This is a genomic window from Propioniciclava sp. (assembly GCF_029977985.1).
Taxonomy (GTDB): Bacteria; Actinomycetota; Actinomycetes; order Propionibacteriales; family Propionibacteriaceae; genus Propioniciclava.
Genome location: NZ_JARKOT010000171.1, coordinates 1 through 6993 on the forward strand (window position 1 = coordinate 1; position 6993 = coordinate 6993).

Below are 6993 nucleotides of genomic sequence, written 5' to 3' on the forward strand. Positions count from 1 at the left end.
GCGGTGTCGGGGTCGGCGTCGGCGTCGCGGCTGACGAGCCGTCCCACGCTGATCGCCTCCACCTCGGCCGGGACGGTGGCGTAGAGCTCGAAGCGGGCGATGTCGCTGGGGTGGTCGTTGGCGGCGAACCAGGCGGCGGACGCCTCGGGCTCACCCGCGATGAGCAGTTCGCCCTGCGCCCGGACGACGGGATCCCCCATGTCGCCCTCGAGGCGTTCGGACGGATCGCCCGCGTAGTAGACCTCCAGGGTGAACGCCTGGCCGGACCGCAGCGGGCTGGGCGGCACGGCCACCCGATTCACGCCGCCCTGGCCGACGACACGGACGTCGGTGCCGTTCAGGGTGGCGCGAGTGACCGGGTAGGCGAGGTCGAAGCCGACGGTGGCCAGGTCCTGCGTGGCGATGCCGGTGATGGTGGTGGTGGCGGACAGCTGCGCGAGGTCGGCGTCCAGCGCGAGCCGGACCGTGTACGCCTGCGCATCCCAACCGGGGGCGCCGGCGTCCGGATAGTAGGGGTCGCCGACACCGACGCCGAGCGCAGGCAGGGGCCGGCTCGCGATCAGGGCGGCGACGAGACCGCCGACGATGAGCAAGGGAACCAACCAGACGACGAGCCAGCCTCGCCAGGAGAAGGACGAGCCGCCGCTGCGGGCCACGTCAGGCGGCCGCGGGTCGACGCCGGAGGAGGCGCGGACGCCGCGGCGCACGCAGGCGCGGCCGCAGCCATTCCCAGGCAGCGAGGAGAGGACTGTGCTTCGAGAGGAGCAGCAGGGCGGCGGTCACGAACCCGACGACGGCGGGCAAGATGAGGCGGGAAGCGTAGGCGAGCCAGCCGATGGGCCCCCACGGGGTGGCGACGCCGGCCGCTGGGCCGACCTTCAGGCCGACCTCGACGGGCGGGATCCACAGGTAGGCGCCCAACAGCACCCCCAGCAGGACGCCGCACCACGCGACCACCGACGGGCCCCAGGCGGCGCGGCCGTGGCCGGCGCGGCGCATGGTCCAGGCGAAGAACCGGTGGGCGGCCAGTGCCGCGACCAGCCCGAGGGGGATCACCCACGGCTGCGGCAGCCGGCCGGTGTCCCAGGCGTACTCGCTGTTCATCGCGATCCGGCGGACGACGCCCAACGACCCCATCACGGCCAGCGTCGTGACCAGCCACGCCAGCCCCACCGCGGCGTGCGCGGCGAGCGCGAGCAGGACGTCCACGACGGTGCGCCCGCTCGGCAGGCGCAGACGACGGGGGGTCCTCGCGGCGGCGGTGGGCTCGGGGGAGGTCACGGCGCCATGCTAGCCCGGTCAGTGCACGGTCGGCTCGGCCGTCGCCGTGGTGTCGGACGCCGCCTGCGTGGTCGCCGTCGTGGTCGGCGTGGAGGTGGCGGTGGGGGTGGCCGTCGGGGTGGCCTCGGCGGTCGGCGACGCGGAGGCCTCCGGGGTGGCCGATGCGGTCGCGGACGCCGTGGCCGCCGGGGTGGTCGCGGCGCTCGGCTCGGCCGTGGCCTCGGTGGTCGTGGCGGCGGCGTCCGCGTCGGACTGGCCACCCTGGGCGACGTGCGACACGGTCGTTCCGGAGGTGCCCGACAGCGACGTGCCCGTCGCCGACTCCAGGCCAGTGATGAACCCCAGGGCCAGGACGAACGCCGCCACCGCCGACGCGACGACGCCGGCGATCGTCCAGCGGGTGACGCGGCGGCGGGTGCTCACCGGCGTGCGCTCCGGGAGGACGGGGGCGGCGGCGTCCACCTCGTCGAGCTTGTCCTCGAGCTTCTGGTCGAGGTCAGCCTCGGTCTCGGGGGCGACGCTGCGGTACCGGCTCGCGACGGTGGTGATGCGGTGGGTGGTGCTCTTCAGGCCGAAGGCGTAGATGGCAGTGGCCACGGCGCCGATCGTCGAGCCCAGCGCGGCACCCACGAGGGTGCCGGCCGTGCCCAGTTGCGAGCCGAGGACGGCGGAGGTCACGGACGCCAGCGCGCCGGCGACCACTCCGGTCGCCGACAACTCCAGCTTCGGACGGGGGGAAGCAATCTCGGTCATGCTTCCATTCTAGTTTTGGGCACCATTTGCGCCGAATCAGTTGCCAACACCGTGGTCGCGGTTGTCGCCGCCCGGGGTGGTCCCGTGGTCGTACCCCGCCGAGAACACCGGGGTCCGGCCGCCGCGAGTCCCCACGGCTCGGGAGGCTCAGACGTCGCCCACCGCGGGCTCTCCGCGCTCGGCGCGCGTCGGGGGGCGGTCGCCACGGACGGACGCCACCATGTCCACCACGCGCCGGGTGGCACGCACGTCGTGCGTCCGGAAGACGGTCGCCCCCAACCAGGCCGCCACGGCCGTCGCCGCCAACGAGCCCTCCAGCCGCTCGTCGGCGGGCAGATCGAGGGTCTCCCCCACGAAGTCCTTGCGTGAGATCGCCTGCAACACGGGGAACCCGAGCGATGCCACCTGCGCCGTGTGCCGCAGCACCCGCAGCGAGTGCCGGGTGGTCTTGCCGAAGTCGAGCGTCGGATCGACGAGCACCCCGTCCGGCCGGACCCCCGCAGCCAGCGCGCGCGCCGCCCCCTCGGCCAGCCCGGTCAGCACCGCCACGACGACGCCGTCCGGGTCGACGCCGTAGGTCACGTCGACGGGATCGGTCCGGGGCGGCAGCCCGCCCGTGTGCGACACCACGTAGCCGGCCCCCACCGCGGCCGCGCCGGCCGCGAGTTCCGGGTCGTGACCCGCCCACGTGTCGTTCACGAGGTCCACGCCGACGTGGGCGACGGCGTCCAGCACCTCCGAGCGCCACGTGTCCACGCTCAGCACCAGATCGGGGTGACGCTCCCTGGCCGCCTCGAGGAACGGCAGGATGCGCGACACCTCCGCGGCGGCGTCCACCCACTCGCCCACTTGGCCCGCGCGGACGCCGCCCACGTCCACCAGGTCGGCCCCCTCGGCGACGGCGGCGTCGAGGGCTGCGAGCGCGGCGTTCACCTCGCGGGTGCCGGCGGTCGCGTAGAAGGAATCCGGCGTCCGGTTGATGATCGCCATCACAGCCGGGCGGGCGGCGTCGAACGTGCGTCCGCGCAGCCGCAGCGGCGGCGTCCGGGGCGGATCCACGGGCCAGATGTCGGGCGTCATGTCCCCAGTGTCCCAGCCCGCCCAGGGCGCTCAACGCTCGAGTTCGGCGATGATCACGGCGTTGTACTCGCTGCGCCGCCCGTCCGCGAGGTAGCAGTTGACCCAGACGAGGCGTCCGGGGTTGACGTCCCACACCTCGGGGGCATGCGCGAAGTCCGTCCGGAGGATGGTGTGCGCCGACGTCACCCGGTAGCGCAGCGTCTCGACGTCAGTGGTGACCGCGACAGTCGCGCCCAGCGGCACACGCTCGGGCTGCAGGTCGTTGCAGGGAACGACCGAGACGTCCTTGGCCTGGTTGGTGTGGCAGGCAAGATAGGCGGTGTCGGTGGCGTCGCGGCTCGGCGCCACCCCGCGGTCGCGGATCCACCACACATGGAAGAAATCCGGCGGGTTGATCACGCCCGAGTCGGCGATCTCCATCGTCCGCACATCGGACGAGAACCCGGCCGCCTCGATGGTCACATGCCGCACCTCGGTCGGGGCGGCCACCGGTTTCAGCGTCCCCACGGCGGGGCTGATCGTGCCGGACGCCGTCGGCGCGGGTTCCGCCGAGGACGCCACGGGGGAGGCCGTGAGCGCGGGCAGGCTCGGCGACTCCGGCAGCGGCTGGTAGCGGAGCCAGACGTAACGGCCGAGCGCGGCCACGCTCAGGATCATCCCGAGCGTGGCCGCGATCGTGAGGACGCGTCGGCTCAACGGCGGCGCCGTGCCACCGCGAGGGCGCCTGCGGAGACGGCCAAGCCGAGCGCGCCGACTGCGGCGAGTCCGGTCGGGTCGCTCTCATCGCCGGTCTTGGCCGGGACGCCGCGCGGGCTCGTCGACGTCGTCACGGTCGTGGTCGGCCTGGGCGGCGTCGTCGGCCGGGACGGCGTCGACGGCCTCGAGGTGGTCGCCGGTGTCGCCGGCGGGCGTGTGCCCGGAGGCACCGGCGGCGTCGTCACAGGCGGCGTCGTCACAGGCGGCGTCGGCGGCGTGGGCGTGGGCGTCGGGGTGGGCACGGGACACTGGTCGACCGACGGCTCGGGATCGGTCCCGAGCGCGACGACGTACGAGCGGCCTTGGGCGTCGTTGAACCACGCACCGACAGTGGGCTGGTCCATGCCGGTGGCGTTGTAGTCCACGAGGATCGGGTTCTTGCCCCGCTTCAGGGTTTCGTTGACGCCGGGCTTGCCGACGTACTTGCAGACCCAGACCTTGTGGTCGTTGCTGTCAGCCTGCGCCGCGCCCGGCATGGACACGACGACGGCGGCGCCCAGCGCTATCGCGCCCAGGCCTGCGATCAGTTTGCGAGAGACAGTCATCGTTGCTCCTCAGCAGAGTTCGGCGTGATCGGTCGGGGTCCCCGGTAACGACGTTTCTCCCGGCCGGCTCGGGGGGAACGCCCGCTGCGGAAAAGCTGTGGCCCTGCTGTGCGGCACCCGGGCCGCGGCGACGGCGTCCGAGTGGTAGGCATGAGGAAAGGAACCGAACGCACAGGGAGGGACGATGAAGTACCGCTACCTCGGCAACTCCGGGTTGAAGATCACCGAGATGGTGTACGGGAACTGGCTGACGCACGGGTCGCAGGTGGAGAACGAGCAGGCCAAGGCGTGCGTCCGCGCCGCCCTCGACGCCGGGATCACCAGCTTCGACACCGCCGACGTGTATGCGAACACGGCCGCCGAGACCGTGCTCGGCGAGGCGCTGGCGGGCGAACGGCGCGAGTCGCTCGAGGTCTTCACCAAGGTCTACTGGCCGACGGGGCCCAAGGGTCCGAACGACTGCGGCCTCAGCCGCAAGCACATCATGGAGTCGATCAACGGGTCGCTCACGCGGCTCGGCACCGACTACGTCGACCTCTACCAGGCGCACCGCTACGACGTGGAGACGCCGCTCGAGGAGACGATGCAAGCCTTCGCCGATGTGGTGCGCCAGGGCAAGGCGCTCTACATCGGCGTCAGCGAGTGGACGGCCGACCAGATCCGGGCCGGACACGCGCTCGCCGCCGACCTCGGCGTCCAGCTGATCAGCAGCCAGCCGCAGTACTCGATGCTCTGGCGGGTGATCGAGGGTGAGGTCGTGCCGGCCTGCGCGGAGTTGGGCGTCAGCCAGATCGTGTGGTCGCCGGTCGCGCAGGGTGTGCTGACCGGCAAGTACGTGCCCGGCCAGCCCCTGCCGGAGGGTTCACGGGCCACCGACACCAAGGGCGGGGCCACCATGATCAAGCGGTTCATGAACGACGACGTGCTCGGGCGCGTGCAGGCGCTGGCCCCCATCGCGGCCGATCTCGGCCTGTCCATGGCACAACTCGCCGTCGCGTGGGTGCTGCAGAACGCGAACGTGGCCGCCGCGATCATCGGCGCGTCGCGGCCGGAGCAGGTGGCCGAGAACGTCAAGGCCTCCGGGGTCGAGCTTTCCGCCGAGGTCATGGACGCCGTCGACGCCGCTCTCGGCGACGTGGTCGTCCGCGACCCGGCGATGACGGCGCGCAACGCCCCAACGGCGCGTCCCGTGTGAGGCCGAGCCGGGGGCTCTGGGCGTCCGACCCGAGGGCTCCCCGCGTCAGTTGGTGGTGCGCTTCTCGTCGGAGTCCGCGTCCTGACCGGCGAGAAGGCGCCCGGTGACCCGCTGGCCGAGCTTCTCGAGGGCGAGGCGTCCGACCATCTGCTGGTTGGTCGTCACGCGTTCGGTCCGGCCGGTGCCGAGGAAGCTGATCGCCCAGTGGAGCAGCGTCGTCACGCGACCCTTGAATCCCGCGATGTAGAACAGGTGCAGCACGAGCCACATCACCCAGGCGACGAAGCCCGTCAGCTCGAGCTTGCCGATCTTGACGACCGCGGCGTACTTGGCGATGGTCGCCATGGAGCCCTTGTCCTTGTACGCGAACGGCTCGGTGGCGGGCTTGCCCGCCAGCGCGTCGGCGATGCGCCGGGCCACGTACTTGCCCTCCTGGATGGCGCCCTGCGCGACGCCGGGCACGCCCTGCACGAACGCCAGGTCGCCGATCACGCTCACCTCGGGGTGGCCGGGCAGGGTGAGATCGGGCTGGACGACGACGCGCCCGGCGCGGTCCACCTCGGCGCCCGCTGCCTCGGCGATCTTCCGGCCCAGGGCGTTCCCCTGGACGCCCGCCGCCCACACCTTGCAGGCCGCATGGATGGTGACAGGGTCGCCGTCCTTGGGCTTGTAGGTGACCGACGTCGAGTCGACCCCCGTCACGATCGCGTTGAGGATGACCTCCACGCCGGCGTCCTCGAGGGACTTCTGCGTCTTCGCGCCCAGGGACGGCCCGAAGGGGGGCAGCACCTGCGGCGCGCCGTCGATGAGGATGACCCGTGCGGCCCGGGTGTCGATGTGCCGGAACTGGCCGACGAGCGTGCGGGAGGCCAGCTCGCGGATCTGGCCGGCCATCTCGACGCCGGTCGGGCCCGCGCCGACGACGACGAAGGTGAGCAGCATCTGCCGCTGCTCCGGATCGGTGGCCTGCTCGGCGTGCTCGAACGCCCAGAAGATGCGGGCACGCAGCTCGAGGGCGTCGTCGATGGACTTCATGCCGGGGGCGAAGGTTGCGAACTCGTCGTGTCCGAAATAGGACTGCCCGGCGCCGGCCGCGACGATGAGCGAGTCGTAGGCGAGTTCGCCCGCCGAATCGTGGAAGCGGTAGTGGACGACCTTCTGCTCGAGGTCGACGTCGGTGACCAGCCCGGTCACCGTGCGCACGTTCTTCTGCCGCTTCAGGATCTCCCGCGTCGACGGCGCGATCGCCCCCTCGGACAGGATGCCGGTCGCCACCTGGTAGAGCAGCGGCTGGAACAGGTGCTCGGGGCTCTTCGAGATCAAGGTGACCTCGGCGTTCGTGCCGGCGAGCTCCTTGGCGGCGAACAGGCCGCCGAAGCCCGA

At 72.4% G+C, this 6993-nt stretch carries 7 protein-coding genes and 1 pseudogene; 1 reads left to right on the forward strand and 7 read right to left on the reverse strand.

Annotation, left to right across the window (positions count from 1 at the left end):
* The 6 genes and pseudogenes from Q1K57_RS10705 to Q1K57_RS10730 form a co-directional block, all read right to left on the reverse strand.
* A pseudogene (locus Q1K57_RS10705) lies at nt 1–707 on the reverse strand (hypothetical protein); the annotation flags it as partial.
* The gene (locus Q1K57_RS10710) at nt 658–1281 is read right to left on the reverse strand and encodes a hypothetical protein (RefSeq protein WP_300082212.1); all 624 of its coding nucleotides are present in this window, start codon (nt 1279–1281) and stop codon (nt 658–660) included. The gene Q1K57_RS10710 and the pseudogene Q1K57_RS10705, both read right to left, overlap by 50 nt.
* Before the next feature lie 18 nt (nt 1282–1299).
* The gene (locus tag Q1K57_RS10715) at nt 1300–2034 is read right to left on the reverse strand and encodes a hypothetical protein (RefSeq protein WP_300082215.1); all 735 of its coding nucleotides are present in this window, start codon (nt 2032–2034) and stop codon (nt 1300–1302) included.
* 147 nt (nt 2035–2181) lie between these two features.
* Nucleotides 2182–3114: a dihydropteroate synthase gene (gene folP / locus Q1K57_RS10720; protein ID WP_300082217.1), complete on the reverse strand. Its 933-nt coding sequence runs from the start codon at nt 3112–3114 to the stop codon at nt 2182–2184.
* Between the two features lie 30 nt (nt 3115–3144).
* Nucleotides 3145–3810 (reverse strand): hypothetical protein, encoded by a 666-nt coding sequence (locus Q1K57_RS10725; protein ID WP_300082219.1) that lies wholly within the window; start codon nt 3808–3810, stop codon nt 3145–3147.
* Nucleotides 3807–4415, reverse strand: coding sequence for an LPXTG cell wall anchor domain-containing protein (locus Q1K57_RS10730; protein WP_300082222.1), 609 nt, complete (start codon nt 4413–4415; stop codon nt 3807–3809). The genes Q1K57_RS10725 and Q1K57_RS10730 overlap by 4 nt, the downstream gene beginning before the upstream one ends.
* A 184-nt stretch (nt 4416–4599) precedes the next feature.
* On the opposite strand from Q1K57_RS10730, the gene Q1K57_RS10735 reads away from it, so the two are divergent.
* Nucleotides 4600–5610, forward strand: coding sequence for an aldo/keto reductase family protein (locus Q1K57_RS10735; protein WP_300082225.1), 1011 nt, complete (start codon nt 4600–4602; stop codon nt 5608–5610).
* A gap of 45 nt (nt 5611–5655) precedes the next feature.
* Here Q1K57_RS10735 and Q1K57_RS10740 read toward each other — a convergent pair.
* Nucleotides 5656–6993: NAD(P)/FAD-dependent oxidoreductase (locus Q1K57_RS10740; RefSeq protein ID WP_300082228.1), on the reverse strand; the 1338-nt coding region annotated here is incomplete at its 5' end.